We start from the raw sequence: 17092 nt of genomic DNA, 5'->3' as shown, positions 1-17092 counted from the left end.
GGGCCGGTGTCTCTGCACGGAGTGCCGAGGCCCCACAGGGTAGCGGGTCGAAAGAAACAGCCCGTGCCCGCCCCACCGGCATCCGCTCAGGCGGCCGCTTCGGCCCGCTCTCTGAGGCCGTCGATTGCGCCGCGGTACTCGTCGAGCATGCGCTCCGCTCCCAGTCGCGGCCGGGCCGCCAACGCCGCGGCGCGATAGTCGGGACGGCGGGAGATGACCTTTGCCCACGCCGCGGCGATCGCGTCCGCGTCGTGGGGGGTGACGAGCCCGAAACCGGAGACCATCTGCGCCGAATCCCCCACCGCGGTCGTGACCGGAGTCGCGCCGCTCGCCGCGCCCTCGATGAGGCAGAGGGGCGACGCCTCGCCGAACGCGCTCGTCAGGGCGACGATGTCAGCGGCGCGATAGACACGCGGCATGTCGTCGCGGATGCCCAGCCGGTGGATCCGTTCGACCGGGGCGCCGGCCTCGGCGATTGCCGCCGTCAGCGCTGCGTTGTCGTCGGTCATGCCCGCTCCGCACATGAGGTACTGCGCACGGCTGTCCTTCGCCGCGTGCGCCCGGACCGCGCGGAGGAACAGGCCCGGGTCCTTCATCGCGTCGAAGCGTGCCGCGAAGAGGACGACGGGAGCGTTCGCGGCGATGCCGAGGCGGGTGCGCAGCGGCATCCGCTCGTTCGCCTTGGGACGGTAGCGCGCGAGGTCGATCCCGTTCGGAATCACGAGCCGCTCGACCGACGGCGGCGTGAAGCGGGCGTAGGCGTCGCTGGTCGAGTCGGCGCACGAGATCGTCGAAGTGAGGCGACCGGATGCCGCCAGCTCAGCCAACCAGCGGAGGGCAGCACCCGAGTGCGTCGGGTCGGAGCGGTGCAGGCACGCAGCGATCGGGACATCGGGGAGGAGACCCCGGGCGTCCAGCGCCAGGAGGAGTCCGAGTGGTTGCTCCTTGAGCGTGAGGATGATGTCGGCCCGAGCGACCGCGGCTGCGGCGACGTCGAGCTCGGCCGTCGTGAAGCTGTCGGGATCGGGGGCGACGGCGCTCGCTTCGCGTCCGAGATCCGAGACCTCGATGCCCGCCTCGCGGAGCCACCGGTATCGCGGGTCGTCCGTCATGGGCTGCAGGGCGCCCTCGCGGCGGGCCTGCGAGGCGAGCGAGAGGACGGCATGGTCATGCGACCCGTCGACATGCAGACCGGTGACGACGTTCGTGTGCAGTACTCGCGCACCGCCGGAGAACAGACCTTCGTAGAGCGACAGCACGCGAAGACGAGTCATTCCCCCATGCTCAGGCGACGTCGTCCGAGGGCGATGAACCGCAGGTGACCATCGCGTGAAGATCAGCGCGCGGTCGTCACCGCCATCCAGGCCGCGTCCGAGAACGCCGTGATCCACACGGCGAAGACGACGAGTCCCACGAGGGTCGCGGCCAGCCAGACCCACACGGGAGCGAGGCCGCCGCCGGTGCGGCGGCGGACGATGACCGTGCGTCCGACGACGTAGACACCGAGGGTGGCCACGGCGGCGAGGGCTGCCCACCCCCACGCGAACGGTGCCTCGATGCCGCGGCGGCGGAGCGCGCGGTGGTCGAGCCACGCGAACAGCACGGCGAACGCCCCGAGGACGAGGTCCACGACGATGAGGGAGGCGAGGCCGGCGACGATCCCGGCGGCCGGGGTCAGCCCCGAGGATGATCCGCCAAGCCGAGCGAAGGCGGCGGTGTCGAGGAACACGCCCGTGTAGAGGGGCAGAGCGGATGCCGCGATGGCCAGCCAGATCCAGATGGTGCCGGCTCGGGCGGGTCCTGCCGTGCTGGCAGCGGCCGCGGGTGCGGGTGCGGGTGCGGGTGCCGGCGATGCAGCAGGGGCGGACGCAGGCGTCGCGACCGTGTCGGTGGCCCAGTCCGTCCCGTCCCACCAGCGCAGCTGTCCCGGCTCGCCCGGATCGGCGTACCAGCCCGCCGGCGCTTGGCGGCTCACTGACCGCCCTCGTCGCTGTGGTCTGCGGCCGAGGCCAGCTCCGCCCCGGCGTGGGCGAGCTCGGCGAGGGCCGCTTCGCTCGGCGCGGGGGCGACGCCGGCGATGAGGTCGGTGAGAATCCGCACGTGTCGACCGTGCGCGATCGCGTCGAGGGCCGAGGCGCGAACGCAGTGATCAGTCGCGATCCCGGTGACGTCCACCTCGACCACCCCGTGGGAGGTGAGGATGTCGGCGACCGTCTCACCGGCATCCGTCACGCCTTCGAAGAGCGAGTAGGCGGGGATGCCCTGACCCTTCTTCACGTGGTGGGTGACGGCGGAGGTGTCGAGGCCCGGGTCGTAGTCTGCACCGGGGCTGCCGGCGACGCAGTGCACCGGCCACGAATCGACGAAGTCGGGGGCGGCCGAGAAGTGCCCGCCGTTGTCTCCGTCGCCGTCATGCCAGTCGCGCGAGGCCACGATCACGTCGTAGTCGGCGGCGTGAGCGGCCAGGTGCGCCGTGATAGCCGCAGCGACCGCGTCACCGCCGTCGACGCCGAGGGCGCCGCCCTCGGTGAAATCGTTCTGCACATCGACGATGAACAGGGCTCGAGTCATGTCTCGAGAGTACGACCAGATGGGGCCGCGGGTGGGCTCAGCGCCACAGTCGGCGCCGCTACGCTGGCGGGATGGCCGCTCACGCCCGTCACACCAACACGACCGGCGGGATACTCGCCGCGTTCGGAATCGACGTCGTCCTCGTCACAGTCTTCGCGGCAATCGGTCGCGCAAGTCACACCGAAGCGGTGTTCGCCGGGCTCGCGACGACGGCAGGGCCGTTCCTCGCGGCACTCGTCGTCGGCTGGCTCGTGTCGCTTGCGTGGCGGGCACCGCGAGCGGTCGTGCGAACCGGCATCCCGGTCTGGGTGGTCACGGTCGTCGGTGGCATGCTTCTGCGGGCGCTGTCGGGTCAGGGCGTGCAGGTCGCGTTCGTCATCGTCGCGACGATCGTCCTGCTCGTCCTGCTGGTCGGCTGGCGGGCGATCGCGGCACTGATCGCCCGCCGCCGGCACTGACCGTCCTCACGAATCGAGCGTCCGCCGGTACTCGGCTCGCGTCATCTCTTCGGCGACCGAAGCCTCCGGCGAGTCGTCGGCATCGACGCGCGAAAGCTTCGACGGCCACCAGATGGCCTTCCCGATGTCGTACGCGAGCGCCGGCACGAGGAGCGAGCGCACGATGAAGGTGTCGAGCAGCACGCCGAACGCGACGATGAACGCGAGCTGCACGAGGAACAGGATCTGGATCACGCCGAGCGCCGCGAACGTCGCCGCCAGCACGAGCCCGGCGGAGGTGATCACCCCGCCCGTCGCGACGAGCCCGCGGAGGATGCCCCGGCGCGTCCCGTGGCGAACGGACTCCTCGCGCACCCGCGACATCAGGAAGATGTTGTAGTCGATCCCCAGCGCCACGAGGAAGACGAAACCGTAGAGCGGCACCGCCGGGTCGCCGCCAGGGAAGCCGAACACGTCGTTGAACACGAGTGCGCTGACTCCGAGTGCCGCCGCGAACGAGACGATGACGCTGAGGATCAGGAGCACGGGAGCGAGGATCGACCGCAGCAGCAGCATGAGGATCAGCAGGACCACCACGAGGATGACGGGGATGATGACCGTCCGGTCGCGGATCGACGTGTCGTTGGTGTCGAGGTCGACGGCCGTGGTGCCGCCCACGACGGCGTCGAGCGAGGTCCCGGAGATCGCCTCGCGCAGATCGCGCACGGTGTCCTCCGCCGCGATCGAGTCGGCGGCGTCCGAGAGGGTCGCGACGAGCATGACGTCGCCGCCGTCGACGGTGGGTGCCGGCGCGGCCGTTCCGGGAGGTCCCTGCGCGGTGAGGACGAGCTGGCCGCCCTCGACGGCGACGTCGGCCTGGCCGGCAGGCGCATCGGCCGACACGACACCCACCGACTCGATGCCGGCCTGATCCGCGATGAGCTCCGCCGCATCGGGCGCCTCGGCCTCGGGGACGATGACATAGAGCGGGCTGCCGGATCCCGCCGGGAAGTGCTCGGCGAGGGCGGCCTGCCCGTCGCGGGCCTGAGACGCCCCGAGAACGAGCTCGCTCGCGGGAACGCCGTCGGCCTTCAACTGCGTCACACCGACGGATGCCGCGAGCAGCACGACCGTGGAGACGATCCAGACGATCCGCGCGCGGCGCGCGACGAACCGCGCGAGCCTCGCCCAGAGGCCTCGGGTGGGCTGGGTCAAGTCGACGGGGAGCTCTGTCATGCCCGCCTTGGGGATGAACGGCCAGAATGCCGCGCGCCCCACCAGGGCGAGGAGAGCCGGGAGGAACGTGAGCGCCGAGAGCATCGCGAACGCGATGCCGATGGAGGCGATGGGGCCGAGGGCGCGGTTGCTCGCGAGGTCGCTGAGAAGGAGGCAGAGGAGCCCCGCGATGACGGTGCCGCCGGAGGCGAGGATCGGCTCGACCGCCCCCTTCCAGGCGGTGGTCGCGGCATCCCACCTCTTCCTCCCCTCCCCGATCGCCTCACGGAAGCGGGCGACGTAGAGAAGCGCGTAGTCGGTCGCGGCGCCGATGACCAGGATGAAGAGGATGCCTTGGACCTGGCCGTTGAGGACGACGATCTCGGCTTTGGCGAGCCACCACACGCTGAGGAGCGCGACGCAGAGGGCGAACACCGAGGTCAGCAGCACGAGGAGAGGCAGGAGCGGCGAGCGGTAGACGATCACGAGGATCACGAAGACGGCACCGAGCGCGACGAGCAGCAGCAGCCCGTCGATGCCGGTGAAACCGGTCGCGAGGTCCGCGGTGAAGCCGGCGGGGCCGGTCACCCAGGCCTTCACGCCCTCGGGTGCATCTGCAGCGACCAGCTCTCGAACCTCTCCGACGATGTCGGTCACCTCGCCCGAGGCATCGATCGAGACGACGACCTGCGCCGCTTCCCCGTCCTCGGACGGGATCGCCGGGGACACCTCCTGCACGCCGTCGAGGGCACCGATCTCGTCGGTGAGAGCCTGCACGTCCTGCAGCTGCGCGTCGTCGAGCGCGCGACCGGCGTCGAACACGACGAGGGCGGGAATCGCATCGCCGCCGAGGAAGTCGTCCAGGCGCTCCTGCACCTGCGTCGACTCGGCGCTCTGCGGCAGGAAGGTCGACTGGTCGTTGGTCGAGACCTCGTCGACCTTGCCGAAGTACGGTCCACCGATCGAGCCACCGGCCAGCCAGATGACGACGAGGACGAGCGGCAGCGCGATGCGCAGCCATCGGGAAGGCGTCGATGCAGGAGACATATACCTAGATTATCTAGATATACGCTTTTTCAGCAATATGGAGCGCGTGATCAGCCGCGGACGAAGTATGCGACGACAGATGCCACCGTCGCCGCGAGGCCCAGGGCGGCCCCGCCGAGGGTGAGCCCCACGAGGAGCCGCAGCACGGGCGGGCGGCGCGTGAACCGCATCCGGTCCCGCCAGCCGTGGCGGTACCAGATCTGTGCTGTGTGGTCCGCGCCGACCCGGTGACGATCTTGGTCGGCGACGTCTGCCGAGTTCACGTCGCCCTCGCTGTCGAGCCAGCGAAGGGTATGACCGTCCTCATCGAGGTACGCCTCTGCCCGCAGCCAGCTGCCGTCGGACGCCCACACGATCACCGACACGATTCCGAGGGCGAATGCCGCCCCGAATCCGACCCACGTGAAGATTTCGAGAATCGCATCGAGGGCCTGTGTCACCCGTGTGTCCTCTGTTCTGGAGCCACCTAAGGGAATCGAACCCTTGACCTATTCATTACGAGTGAATCGCTCTGCCGTCTGAGCTAAGGTGGCGCGCTTCGCTCGCGCGTTGCACGATCATCGAGCTTACAGGGTCTGACGGGATGCTGCGAACGCGCCCCTCATCCTGCCTCGCAGCGCACGTCGCCCTCCGGCACCGTGCCGTCGTCGAAGTACGCGACGACGGTGTCGTCGATGCACGCATTCCCCTTGTTGAAGCCGGTGTGCCCCTCCCCCACGCGGGTCAGCAGGATGCCTGAGTTCAGCTGCTCGGCGAGAGCCGCCGACCACTCGTACGGGGTGGCCGGGTCGTTCGTCGTGCCGATGACGAGGATGGGCGCCGCCCCGTCGGCGTGAATCTCGTTCCGGGTTCCCGTCGGGGGGTACGGCCACGCGTCGCAGAGGTTGACGTCCGAGCTCCAGTAGGGCGCGAAGGTCGGCGCCTTCTCGGCCACGTCCTTGTTCGCAGCCTCGACCACGTCGGCGGGGTCAGCGGGGTAGTCCATGCAGTTGTATGCCGAGAACGCCTCGGTGGAGTTGTCGAGGTACATCCCGTCGTAGCGGTTGTAGTACTGGTCGACCAGCTCGAACATGTCGTCGGCATCGCCCTCGAGCACGGAGGTGAGGGCGGACGACAGCCGCGACCAGTTGCTCTCGCTGTAGAGCGCCGAGATGATCCCCAAGGAGAGGGCGTCGGCGCCCAGCATCCGGCCGTCGGTCGCCTTCAGCGGGGATGCGTCGACGGCGGCGAGAGCATCGGAGAGCTGCTGCTGAGCCGTCGCGAGCGGGCCGTCGAACGGGCAGTCGGGTCCGCCGACGCAGCTCGTCAGGAACGCGTCGAGGGCCGACTGGAATCCCGCTGCCTGCCGGGCGCCGACGACGGCGCTCGGAATCGATGGGTCGAGCCCGCCGTCGAGGACGACGCGGCCGACGTTCTGAGGGAACAGCTCGGCGTACGTCGCACCGAGGAACGATCCGTACGAGTACCCGAGGTATGAGAGCTTCTCGTCGCCGAGCACTCCACGGAGCAGATCGAGATCACGAGCGGCGTTCTGCGTCGTGACGAATGGGAGGAGCCCGCCGCTGTTCGTCTCGCACGCGCGAGCGAAGGCCTCGGCCGATGAACGCTGCTCCTTCGCCCGCTCCGCGGAGCCCCGCGGAGCGGCAGGGGTGTCGAAGAGGTAGTCGTCCATCGCGGCGGCGTCGAAGCAGCGGACGGCCGTCGACCGCCCGACGCCGCGCGGGTCGAAGCCGACGACGTCGTAGCTGTCGAGGAGATCGGTTCCGACGGCGAATCCCGCCGACTGCTGCACCAGGTCGACGCCACTGGCGCCCGGTCCACCCGGGTTGACGAACAGCGAACCCTTCGCGTCTCCGCTCGATGCGATGCGGACGATCACCGAGAGCTCGATGTCCTCGCCCTTCGGGTCGGTCCAATCGCGCGGAGCCGTGATCGAAGCGCAGAAGTAGTCCCCCTCATCGAGCCCGCGACACTTCTCCCACGCGACCTTCTGGCCGTAGTACTCCTCGAAACCGACCGGCGCGCCCTTCGTCACGGGCGCGCGGCTCGGCGCGGCATCCGTATTCACCTTGGGTGTGCAGGCGACCAGCACGGCGGCGATCGTCCCCGCGGCCAGGAGTGCGGCCGCGGCGCGACGCCACGCTCCCCGGATCATTGCGTGCGTCCCGTCGCGACGGTGATCAGCATGCTCTCGAGCGCGAGGGCAGGAGCGGCGTTGCCCTGCAGGTTCGTCCGCGTGAGCGCGATCGCGTCGAGCACGGTGAGGGTGTGCTGCGGCGTCCAGGCCGAAGCAAGCGCCTCGATGTCGGCGGTCAGCTCGCGATTGATGAGGTCGGTGTCGCGACCGAACTGGCGCATGAGCGTGTCGCGGTAGAGCGACTCGAGATCCGTCAGCACCCGGTCGATCCCGTCGCGGAGGCTTCGGGTGGCGCGACGCTTCTGCTCATCCTCGAGGGCGCTCACCTGGCTGCGGACAGCGGGAGGGACCGCGCTTCCCGGCGGGACGCCGAGGGTGCGGAGCAGCGCTTCCCGTTCCCCCTCGTCCCGCGTCGCGGTCAGCGCCTTCGCGTCGTCGGTGGCGGACTGCACGATGCTCGCAGCGACCTCGACGGCGTCGCCGACACCACGAACGCGCAGGACGCCCCGCAGAGTGCGCTCACGACGCTCGCGAGAGGCGGCATCCGTCGCGAGGCGTTGCGCCATGCCGATGTGGCGCTGGGCGAGCCGGGCGGACTGCTCGGCGATCACTTCGTCGACGCCGGTGCGCTGCACGATGAGTCGGGCGACGTCGGCGACATCGGGCTCGCGGAGCCGCAGAATGCGCACGCGCGAGCGGATCGTGGGCAGGAGGTCGGCGTCACTGGGAGCGCAGAGGATCCAAACGGTCTGCTCCGGCGGTTCTTCGAGGGCCTTCAGGAGGACGTTGCTCGTCCGCTCGACCATGCGGTCGGCGTCCTCCATGATCATGACGCGGTACCGGCCGAGCGACGGCGAGAAGTAAGACCGCTCCACGAGCGAGCGCGCGTCTTTGATCGAGATGATGACGCCCTCGGTCCGGAGCGCGGCGAGATCGGGATGCGTCCGAGCCATCACCTGACGCATCGAGTTCTCATCCCCGGGCTCTGCGATGAGAGCGGCGGCGAACGCGTAGGCGAGGGTCGATCGTCCGGATCCGGGTGGACCGGTGATGAGCCACGCGTGCGACATCTGCGAGGGGTCGGATGCCGCAGCCCGCAACTGAGCGACGGCCTCATCCTGGCCCCAGACCTCGCCCCACGGGAGCACGTCGACAGTGGTGGCGGTCATGCGATTCAGCCTACGAGGTGTCGGCGACCCTCAAGACAGGTGTGTGGACACGCGTCTGCGGATCGCCTCGGCGATGACGTCGATCGGCTGCGTCGCATCGACGACGAGGAAACGCTTCGGCTCGGCATCCGCCAGCGCGAGGAACGCGGTACGCACCCGCTCGTGGAACGCGCTCTTCTCGGCTTCGAGCCGGTCGAACGGCTTGTCGGCGGCATCCAGTCGCTGTCGTGCGGTCGCCGGGTCGACGTCGAGGAGGACCGTGACATCGGGAAGCGCGCCCTCTGCCGCCCACAGCGACAGGTCGCGGATCTCGACCCCATCGAGCACCCGACCGGCGCCCTGATAGGCGACGGAGCTGTCGAGGTACCGATCCTGGATGATGACATCTCCCCGCGCGAGGGCCGGTCGGACCAGGGTCTCGACGTGGTGCGCACGGTCGGCCGCGTAGAGCAGCGCCTCGGCGCGCGGCGCGATGTCGCCGCGGTGGTGGAGGACGATGTCGCGGATGAGGACGCCCACCTCCGTGCCGCCGGGTTCGCGCGTGCGGACGACGCTACGGCCCTGCTCCCGGAGCCAGTGCTCCAGCAGGGCCGCCTGCGTCGTCTTGCCCGAGCCGTCGCCACCCTCGAGGGTGATCCAGAGCCCGGAGGTCACTTCTTCTTCGCCGCCGGCTTACGCGCCGCAGGCTTGCGGGTCGTGCGCTTGGGCGCCGGCCCCTTCGCCCGCTTGTCGGCGAGCATCTGCACGGCGACCTCGAAGGTGATTTCGTCGGGGGTCTGCCCCTTCGGGATGGTGACGTTGGTCGTCCCGTCGGTGACGTAGGCGCCGAAGCGGCCGTCCTTGATGCGGATCGGCTTACCGCTGACGGGATCGGGCTCGAACTCCTTGAGGGAGGTCGCGGCGCGGTTCGCGTACTTCGGCTGCGAGTAGATCTCGAGGGCCTGTTCGAGGGTGATGTCGAAGATCATGTCCTCGCTCGCGATGCTCCGCGAGTCGGTGCCCTTCTTGATGTACGGGCCGTACGGACCGTTCTGGGCCGTGATCACGGTGCCCGACTCGGGGTCGGCACCCACCTCGCGCGGCAGCGACAGGAGTTTGAGCGCAGTGCCGAGGTCGATCGTGTCGGGAGACATGCTCTTGAACAGCGACGCCCGCTTGGGCTTGGGGGCGACGACCTTCTTCGCACCGCGCTTCGGCTTGACCTCCTCGGCGGGAGCCTCCTCCTCGGGAAGCACCTCTTCGAGGTACGGGCCGAAGCGGCCGTCCTTGATCACGACGTCGCGACCGGTCTCGGGGTTCTGCCCGAGCACGCGGTCACCACCGACGGGAGCGTCGATCAGTTCGCGCGCCTTCTCGGGGGTCAGCTCGTCCGGCGCGAGATCCTCGGGCACGTTGATGCGGCGGGGCGTCTCCGGGTCGTCACCGGGGACCTCGAGGTACGGACCGTAGCGACCGAAGCGGAGGACCGCGACATCGCCGATCTTGGTCGAGTTGATCTCGCGCGCATCGATGTCGCCGAGGTTGTCGACGATGTTGCGCAGGCCCACGTGTCCCTCGGAGCCGAAGTAGAACTCGCGGAGCCACGCCGCGCGATTCTGCTCGCCGCGGGCGATCGAGTCGAGGTCGTCCTCGAGGGCGGCTGTGAAGTCGTAGTCGACCAGGTCGGCGAAATGCTCCTCGAGGAGGCGCACGATGCTGAAGGCGAGCCAACTCGGCACGAGTGCCTGGCCGCGCTTGGAGACGTAGCCGCGATCGAGGATCACGTCGATGATGCTCGCAAAGGTCGACGGGCGGCCGATGCCGTGCTCTTCCAGCGCTTTCACGAGGGAGGCCTCGGTGTAGCGGGGCTTCGGGCTCGTCGCGTGGCCCTTCGGTTCGACCTCAGTCAACCGAAGCGCGTCGCCGACGGCGAGCGACGGCAGCGACTGGTCGTCGGCGCGATCGTTGTCGCTGCGCTTCTCGTCGCGACCCTCTTCGTACGCCTCGAGGAAGCCCTTGAAGGTGTAGACGGTGCCGGACGCCGTGAACGTCGCGGTCTTACCGGCGGCATCCGCGTCGATCGTGACAGTGGTGGTCTCGTACTTGGCGTCGGCCATCTGGCTGGCGACGGTGCGCTTCCAGATGAGGTCGTAGAGGCGCAACTCGTCGCGGTCGAGGCCTGAGGTGACCTCCTGAGGTGTGCGGAAGTGCTCGCCCGAGGGACGGATCGCCTCGTGCGCCTCCTGCGCGTTCTTCGCGTTGTTGCGGTAGCTGCGCGGGTTGGCGGGCACGGCCTTGTCGCCGTAGAGGCTGACCGCCTGCGTGCGCGCCGCGTTGACCGCCTGCGCCGACAGCGCGGTCGAGTCGGTACGCATATACGTGATGTAGCCCTTCTCGTAGAGCCGCTGCGCGACGCCCATGGCGTGTTTGGCGCTCATCGAGAGCTTGCGACCGGCCTCCTGCTGGAGGGTCGAGGTCGTGAAGGGAGGCTTGGGGCTGCGCGTGCCGGGCTTGGCCTCGACGCTGACGACGGATGCCGCACCCGACGCCTCGAGGGCGGCGGCGAGTTCGCGGGCCTGGTCCTCGGTGAGGACGACGACGGCCTTCTTGAGCGAGCCGGTGTCGTCGAAGTCGGTGCCGCGGGCGAGGGGCGCGCCGTCGAGGCGGGCGAGGCGGATGGCGAAGGCATCCGATCCCTTGACCGCGGTCGAGTCGACGTCCCAGTACGAAGCGGAGACGAACGCCATGCGCTCACGCTCACGCTCGACGACCATACGGGTCGCGGCCGACTGGACGCGGCCGGCGCTCGTGCCCTGACCGACTTTGCGGCGCGTGACGTCTGAAACGTCCCAGCCGTACAGGCGGTCGAGGATACGGCGGGTCTCCTGCGCGTCGACGAGAGCGTGGTCGAGTTCGCGGGTGTTCTTCACCGCGGCCTGGATCGCGTCCTTCGTGATCTCGTGGAAGACCATCCGCTTGACGGGGACCTTGGGCTTGAGGGTCTCGAGGAGGTGCCACGCGATGGCTTCGCCTTCGCGGTCCTCATCGGTGGCGAGCAGGAGTTCGTCGGCGTTCTTGAGAGCTCGCTTGAGCTCGGAGACCGTCTTCTTGCCTCGATCGCTCTCCACATAAAGAGGGGTGAAGTCGTTCTCGATGTCGATGGAGTACTTGCCGACGGAGGTCTTCTTCAGCTCCGCGGGGATGTCCTTCTTGTCTGCGAGATCGCGGATGTGCCCGACGGAACTCATGACTTCATAACCGTCACCCAGGTATCCCTGGATGGAGCGCATCTTCGTCGGCGACTCAACGATGACGAGCTTCTTGCCCTGTGCCACGTGGCGTCCTTTCTTCGTTGCACACCATACACACCGAGTTGTCAAGAGCACGCTGAGAGCCTCGGTGCAGGCGTCCGTCAGGGCGAGCCCGGCGGAGGCCCCGCGCGAGCGCGCGCCCGCGCGGCCAGAGGGCCGACGTCGAGGGAGACCTCGACCGTCGCGATGAGCCCGTCGATGCGACACGCGGTGAGCGACGCGCCGACGCGTCCGGCGACGTCCGCCGCCCGAGCGCACGGTTCCCCCGCCACGAGCCCCGAGGCCGTGTCGGCTGCCGCGAGCGCGGCGACGTCGGCGGCGCCGGCCGCCCGCGCCGAGGATGCTGCGGCAGCGCCGGCGGCCACGAAGCCGACAGTGAGCGTGGCCGTCACGGCGAGGACACCGATCGTCGTCGCAGACCCCGCCATCAGTCGACCTCCGGCGCGGCGAGCGCGCACGACGACGCGCGGAGCTTCGGCAGCGGCAGCGGCACACCCGCGGCCGCCGTGAGGTCGACGCAGACCAGGTCGCCGTCGCGTCGGGTGGTCACCGATGCCCCGGATGCAAGGGCGGTGGCGGCGGCGCGGACCCGATCGGCGGGCTCCTCGCGCGCGGCGAGGCGGGCCGCCTGCGCGGCGGCGTGCTCGAGCCGCACCTGCCGCCCGCCGACCGACAGCGCCGAGACCGCCATAACGATCACGAGGACGACGGCGGGGACCGTCACGGCGAACTCCGCTGCGACCGATCCCCGCTCGTCCCGCCTCATGCGACGGTGAGGGCGCGCCGAACCAGGTCGGTGAGGATGCCGCGCACCTCGTCCGAGCGCATGATGATGACCAGCAGCCCCGCGAAGGCGACGGCAGCCATCGTGGCGATGGCATACTCCGCAGTCGCGGCGCCGGACTCGTCGTCGAACAGCTCGGCTGCCCGACGGCGGGTCAGTGTGGGCAGATCGTGGATTGTCATGGACTCCTCCGATGGGTTGGGAATGGTGGGCACGTCTGGGCTCACAGCGTGAGCGGGGTCGTGGTCAGGACCGAGAGGAACATCGGTCCGACACCGAGGAGCAGGAACGCCGGGAGGGTGCAGACCCCCAGCGGAAGCAGGAGTCGCCCGGAGAGGGATGCCGCCCGGAGCCGCCCCTCGGTGCGCGCTGCCTGCCGGCGGGCCGCGGCATCCGCTCGCAGCAGCTCGACGGCGGGAGCACCCGCCGAACGGGAGAGGGCGAGCACGGACTCGGTTTCCGGAGTGGGTTCGAGGCCGGATGCGGCCGCGACGACCTCGAGCGCCCGCGGGATGGACACGCCGCCCGACAGCGCGATCGCGATCACCTCGGCGTCGAGTCCGGGGATCTCCTCCCCTGGTTGCGCGCGGGCGACGAGGGCGCGGGTCCACCTGTACGCCCCGAACATGAGGAGTCCGCCGGCGAAGAGGCACACGGCTCCGAGCGGCGTCGCGAGCGCGGCGAACGGGTCGAACCCGAGCGCGGCGCCCAGGCCGAGCGCCACGAGGGGCAACCATGCGATCAACCGCGCGGTCGTCTGCGGCTCGGCGAGCGCGGAGCGGACGTCATCGCGTGCCTGGTGGGCGTCGCGGAGCGCCTCCGCGAGGCCGCACAGGCTCACGGCGAGCGGGGCGCCGACCACCGTGGCCACCTGCCACGCGACGCCGATCTGCTGCCATGCGCCGCCTCGATCGGTGAGGGCGGATGAGGCCGATCCCCCCGCGTCCAGCCGTTCGCAGACAGCGTCTGCTGTCGTATCGCCGGCGCCCCCGAGATGCCTCCAGGCGGCGGTCGGAGCGATGCCCGCCTGCAGGAGCACGGCGAGGCGCTGCACGACACCCGCGACCGCGACGGCGTCCGGAGCCGCGGCATCCGCACTCCTCCGGCGCCTCACGCGACAGCCTCGACACCGAGCCGGTCATCGCGCACAGTGGGACGAGCGATGCCGATCACGCGCCGCACACCGTCACGGCCGCGTTCGATGTGGACGACGGCGCCGATCGCGCTCGCGGTCTGCCGCGCCAGCGCGCGATCGTCCATCCCGGCGAGGGCGCCGAGTGCCTCGAGGCGCGCGGGGACATCGGCGAGGCCACTCGCGTGCACGGTTCCCGCGCCGCCGTCGTGGCCCGTGTTGAGCGCCGTGAGGAGCTCACGGACCTCCTCGCCCCGACACTCCCCCACGACGAGGCGATCCGGGCGCATCCGCAACGCTTCCCGCAGGAGCCGCCCGAGCGCGATCGCCCCGACACCCTCGAGATTGGCCTGCCGGGCTTCGAGCCGGACGTGGTGCGGGTGGGCGATGCGGAGCTCGGCGACGTCCTCGATCGTGACGATGCGCTCCGACACCGGGACACGACCGAGGAGCGCGGCAAGCAGCGTCGTCTTGCCCGCTCCGGTCGCGCCGGTGACGAGCACGTTCGTGCGCTCGTCGACGAGGCGCTCGAGTCGTGCTCCCGTCGCGGCGTCGAACGCGCCGCGACGGCCGAGGTCGTCCAAGTCGGGCATGCCGGTACCGGGGAGTCGGATCGAGATGGTCGCACCCGCGCATGAGATGGGAGGAAGGACCGCGTGGACGCGCGCACCCTGCTCCCAGCGCACGTCGGCACACGGCGTCGCGTCGTCGAGGTGGCGGCCGCCCAGCGAGATGAGTCCGACCGCCAGCTCTCGCACGGCCTCTTCGCCGAGCGTCCACTCCGGCACCCGCTCGGCACCCGCACCGCGATCGACGTACAGGCCGTCGGTCCCGTTCACGAAGACGTCCGTCACGGCCGGGTCGGCGAGATACCGCCGCAGGGGCGCGACGATCGGATGCCGCGGCACCGGTCGCGGCTCAGCGGCGGCGCCGGGCCCTCGAGGAGCGACGATGAACGGGTACGTCATGCCCGAGACGCTAAGCGGCACGTCGCTTCCGAACGGCCGCAGAACGAGCGGAGGTGAGTGATCTCACCGGGCGGAGGGGTGTGCAGGAACCGGCATCCATCGGCCGGAAAAAAGAGGAGGGCGACACCCATTGGGGGAAAGGGTGCCGCCCACGCGATCGCGCTTCAGGGGGGATCAGCACGATCGCGAAGCCGAATCGATGTTCGGGCGGTAACAATCTTACGCTCATCCACACCGTGCACGTGCCTCTTGCACTCCGCGCCTCAACGCACCCACTATCGGCGGTAGTCGCGCCCCAGGAACGAAACTTAGAGTGACGGCATCGCCGCACGAGGCCACGGAGGCCTGACGCAAAGGAGCGCCGCATGAGCAGCCAGATCGACCATCTCCTCTCCGAGACCCGGCGCTTCGCGCCGTCCGCGGACTTCGCGGCGCAGGCGAACGCCCACGCCGATCTCTACGACGCGGCCCGCTCAGACCGCGAGGCGTTCTGGGCGGAGCAGGCGCGCACGCTTCACTGGGAGAAGCCGTTCACGAAAACGTTGGACTGGTCGAACCCGCCGTTCGCGACCTGGTTCGAGGACGGCGAGCTGAACGTCGCCTACAACTGCCTCGACCGGCACGTGGAAGCGGGCCTCGGCGACCGGGTCGCGCTGCTGTGGGAAGGAGAGCCCGGCGACGAGCGCCGCGTCACCTACGCCGAGCTCACCGATGAGGTGAAGCGCCTCGCGAACGTGCTGACCGATCTGGGCGTCGAGGCCGGCGATCGCGTCGCCATCTACCTGCCCATGATCCCCGAAGCGGTCGCCTCGATGCTCGCGGTCGCCCGCATCGGCGCGATCCACTCCGTCGTGTTCGGCGGCTTCTCCGCCGACAGCCTTCGCTCCCGCATCGACGACGCCGGCGCCAAGCTCGTCATCACGAGCGACGGCGGCTTCCGCAAGGGGAAGGTGTCCCCGCTCAAGCCCGCGGTCGACCAGGCCCTCGCCGACCGCGGCCACGGCCCGCAGGAGACGGTGGAGCACGTGCTCGTCGTCAAGCGCACCGAGAACGAGGTCAGCTGGGCGGAGGGTCGCGACGTCTGGTGGCACGAGGTCGTGCCCGCGGCATCCGCTGATCACGTCGCACAGCCGTTCCCGGCTGAGAACCCGCTCTTCATCCTCTACACCTCCGGCACCACCGGAAAGCCCAAGGGGATCCTGCACACCAGCGGCGGGTATCTCACCCAGGCGGCCTTCACCAACCGGGTCGTGCACGACCTCCACCCCGAGACCGACGTCTACTGGTGCACCGCCGACATCGGGTGGGTCACCGGGCATACGTACGTGACGTACGGCCCGCTCGCCAACGGTGCGACGCAGGTGATCTACGAGGGAACGCCCGACACCCCGCATCCCGGTCGATGGTGGGAGATCATCGCGAAGTACGGCGTCACGATCCTCTACACGGCGCCCACGGCCATACGCTCGTTCATGAAACTCGGGCGCAGCATCCCCGAACAGCACGACCTGTCGTCACTTCGCCTGCTCGGCAGCGTCGGCGAACCCATCAACCCCGAGGCCTGGATGTGGTACCGCCACGTCATCGGCGGCGACCGGGCGCCCATCATCGACACGTGGTGGCAGACCGAGACCGGCGCGATCATGGTGTCGGCCCTCCCGGGCGTCACGGAGACGAAGCCCGGCAGCGCCCAGGTGCCGCTCCCCGGCGTCAGCCTCGACGTGGTCGACGACCAGGGCCAGGAGGTCGGCAACGGCAACGGCGGCCTTCTCGTGCTGACCGAACCGTGGCCGAGCATGCTGCGCGGCATCTGGGGCGACCCCGAGCGTTTCAAAGAAACCTACTGGGACAAGTTCGCTCAGCAGGGCTACTACTTCGCCGGCGACGGTGCGCGACTCGACGAAGACGGCGACGTCTGGTTCCTGGGGCGCGTGGACGACGTCATGAACGTCTCCGGGCACCGCCTGTCCACGACCGAGATCGAATCCGCCCTGGTCGGCAACGAGGCGGTCGCCGAGGCAGCCGTGGTCGGCGCATCGGATGAGACCACCGGCCAGGCGGTCGTCGCTTTCTGCGTCATCAAGGAGTCGTACATGAAGGCGCACTCCCTTGATGGGCTCGTCGATAAGCTGCGCGCCTGGGTCGGGGACCAGATCGGCCCCATCGCCCGTCCGCGTGACGTCTACATCGTGACCGAACTCCCCAAGACCCGAAGCGGCAAGATCATGCGGCGCCTCCTGCGCGACGTCGCCGAAGGACGCGAGGTCGGCGACACGACGACCCTCGCCGACACGATGGTGATGTCGACGATCAAGGGGCAGGTGACGAAGAACTAGCCGCGC

The 17092-nt window shown here is 69.8% G+C and carries 16 protein-coding genes and 1 tRNA gene; 2 read left to right on the top strand and 15 right to left on the bottom strand.

Going from position 1 to position 17092, the window contains the following annotated elements; all coding sequences use genetic code 11:
* Positions 1-86 precede the first annotated feature (86 nt).
* The 3 genes from MO1_RS06910 to MO1_RS06900 form a co-directional block, all read right to left on the bottom strand.
* Complete coding sequence (locus MO1_RS06910; protein ID WP_060915607.1) at positions 87-1274, bottom strand: glycosyltransferase; 1188 nt, start codon at positions 1272-1274, stop codon at positions 87-89.
* A 62-nt stretch (positions 1275-1336) separates the two neighbouring features.
* On the bottom strand, positions 1337-1975 hold the full coding sequence (locus MO1_RS06905; protein WP_052009512.1) for a DUF2510 domain-containing protein: 639 nt from the start codon (positions 1973-1975) through the stop codon (positions 1337-1339).
* On the bottom strand, positions 1972-2571 hold the full coding sequence (locus MO1_RS06900) for an isochorismatase family protein (RefSeq protein ID WP_060915606.1): 600 nt from the start codon (positions 2569-2571) through the stop codon (positions 1972-1974). Before MO1_RS06900 ends, MO1_RS06905 begins: the two co-directional genes overlap by 4 nt.
* A gap of 71 nt (positions 2572-2642) precedes the next feature.
* Here MO1_RS06900 and MO1_RS06895 point away from each other — a divergent pair, with 71 nt between their 5' ends.
* Positions 2643-3029: a DUF3054 domain-containing protein gene (locus MO1_RS06895; protein ID WP_060915605.1), complete on the top strand. Its 387-nt coding sequence runs from the start codon at positions 2643-2645 to the stop codon at positions 3027-3029.
* Between the two features lie 6 nt (positions 3030-3035).
* Here MO1_RS06895 and MO1_RS06890 read toward each other — a convergent pair whose 3' ends face one another.
* The 12 genes from MO1_RS06890 to MO1_RS06835 form a co-directional block, all read right to left on the bottom strand.
* Positions 3036-5270 carry an MMPL family transporter gene (locus MO1_RS06890; RefSeq protein WP_060915604.1) on the bottom strand — a complete coding sequence of 745 codons (2235 nt, stop codon included), beginning with the start codon at positions 5268-5270 and terminating at the stop codon, positions 3036-3038.
* A 50-nt stretch (positions 5271-5320) separates the two neighbouring features.
* Entirely contained in the window at positions 5321-5710 is a 390-nt protein-coding gene (locus tag MO1_RS06885) for a hypothetical protein (protein WP_060915603.1), read from the bottom strand.
* A gap of 17 nt (positions 5711-5727) precedes the next feature.
* Positions 5728-5803: transfer RNA gene (locus tag MO1_RS06880), tRNA-Thr, on the bottom strand.
* 68 nt (positions 5804-5871) lie between these two features.
* Positions 5872-7425: an alpha/beta hydrolase gene (locus MO1_RS06875; protein ID WP_060915602.1), complete on the bottom strand. Its 1554-nt coding sequence runs from the start codon at positions 7423-7425 to the stop codon at positions 5872-5874.
* Complete coding sequence (locus MO1_RS06870; protein ID WP_060915601.1) at positions 7422-8576, bottom strand: DNA polymerase III subunit delta'; 1155 nt, start codon at positions 8574-8576, stop codon at positions 7422-7424. Before MO1_RS06870 ends, MO1_RS06875 begins: the two co-directional genes overlap by 4 nt.
* Positions 8577-8606: 30 nt before the next feature.
* Complete coding sequence (gene tmk / locus MO1_RS06865) at positions 8607-9230, bottom strand: dTMP kinase (protein WP_036313422.1); 624 nt, start codon at positions 9228-9230, stop codon at positions 8607-8609.
* Entirely contained in the window at positions 9227-11890 is a 2664-nt protein-coding gene (gene topA, locus MO1_RS06860) for a type I DNA topoisomerase (RefSeq protein WP_060915600.1), read from the bottom strand. Before topA ends, tmk begins: the two co-directional genes overlap by 4 nt.
* A 77-nt stretch (positions 11891-11967) precedes the next feature.
* On the bottom strand, positions 11968-12294 hold the full coding sequence (locus MO1_RS06855; RefSeq protein WP_060915599.1) for an Rv3654c family TadE-like protein: 327 nt from the start codon (positions 12292-12294) through the stop codon (positions 11968-11970).
* Positions 12294-12632 (bottom strand): TadE family type IV pilus minor pilin, encoded by a 339-nt coding sequence (locus MO1_RS06850; RefSeq protein WP_236081075.1) that lies wholly within the window; start codon positions 12630-12632, stop codon positions 12294-12296. Before MO1_RS06850 ends, MO1_RS06855 begins: the two co-directional genes overlap by 1 nt.
* The gene (locus MO1_RS06845; protein WP_036313412.1) at positions 12629-12832 is read right to left on the bottom strand and encodes a DUF4244 domain-containing protein; all 204 of its coding nucleotides are present in this window, start codon (positions 12830-12832) and stop codon (positions 12629-12631) included. Before MO1_RS06845 ends, MO1_RS06850 begins: the two co-directional genes overlap by 4 nt.
* A gap of 41 nt (positions 12833-12873) precedes the next feature.
* Positions 12874-13764 carry a type II secretion system F family protein gene (locus tag MO1_RS06840; protein WP_060915598.1) on the bottom strand — a complete coding sequence of 297 codons (891 nt, stop codon included), beginning with the start codon at positions 13762-13764 and terminating at the stop codon, positions 12874-12876.
* On the bottom strand, positions 13761-14750 hold the full coding sequence (locus tag MO1_RS06835) for a TadA family conjugal transfer-associated ATPase (protein WP_167542026.1): 990 nt from the start codon (positions 14748-14750) through the stop codon (positions 13761-13763). Before MO1_RS06835 ends, MO1_RS06840 begins: the two co-directional genes overlap by 4 nt.
* Positions 14751-15115: 365 nt before the next feature.
* Here MO1_RS06835 and acs point away from each other — a divergent pair, with 365 nt between their 5' ends.
* Entirely contained in the window at positions 15116-17086 is a 1971-nt protein-coding gene (gene acs / locus MO1_RS06830; protein WP_060915597.1) for an acetate--CoA ligase, read from the top strand.
* Positions 17087-17092 lie beyond the last annotated feature (6 nt).

Origin of the sequence: Microbacterium oleivorans NBRC 103075, from assembly GCF_001552475.1 — a bacterium.
GTDB lineage: Bacteria > Actinomycetota > Actinomycetes > Actinomycetales > Microbacteriaceae > Microbacterium > Microbacterium oleivorans.
The sequence above is the reverse complement of the archived record's forward strand: the minus strand, read 5'-3'. Positions and strand labels throughout refer to the sequence as shown.